1 protein-coding gene is annotated in these 295 nt (G+C 58.3%); it reads right to left on the bottom strand.

All coding sequences use genetic code 11. The features are described 5' to 3' along the window. On the bottom strand, nt 1-172 hold a 172-nt coding region (locus tag ACO0K4_RS19725), incomplete at its 3' end, for an RNA recognition motif domain-containing protein (protein WP_422958355.1). Nucleotides 173-295 lie beyond the last annotated feature (123 nt).

Here is a 295-nt window from a genome sequence, read left to right as displayed (position 1 = left end):
AGGCTTCCTCGGCGCTGGACATCTCGACAAAGGCAAAGCCCTTCGAGCGTCCGCTGACACGATCTTTGATCACCTGCGCAGACTTCCCGGTGCCGGCCTGTGAGAACAAACTCTCCAGATCGGCATCCACGGTGCTGTACGGCAGGTTTCCAACGTAGAGTTTCGCTTCCATGAAATACTCTTCTCCTAGGTGTATGCCGGGCGGTGAAGCAACCGCCAGCGGCGGAACGGGACGACGATGCATGACTTACGGGATCACAGACACCCAGGCGCCAGGAAGTGAAACGCATTCCCC

The sequence above is a fragment of the Undibacterium sp. RuTC16W genome (assembly GCF_049339445.1).
In the GTDB taxonomy this organism is placed as follows: Bacteria; Pseudomonadota; Gammaproteobacteria; order Burkholderiales; family Burkholderiaceae_D; genus Undibacterium.
This window is presented reverse-complemented; position numbering and strand designations above follow the sequence as displayed.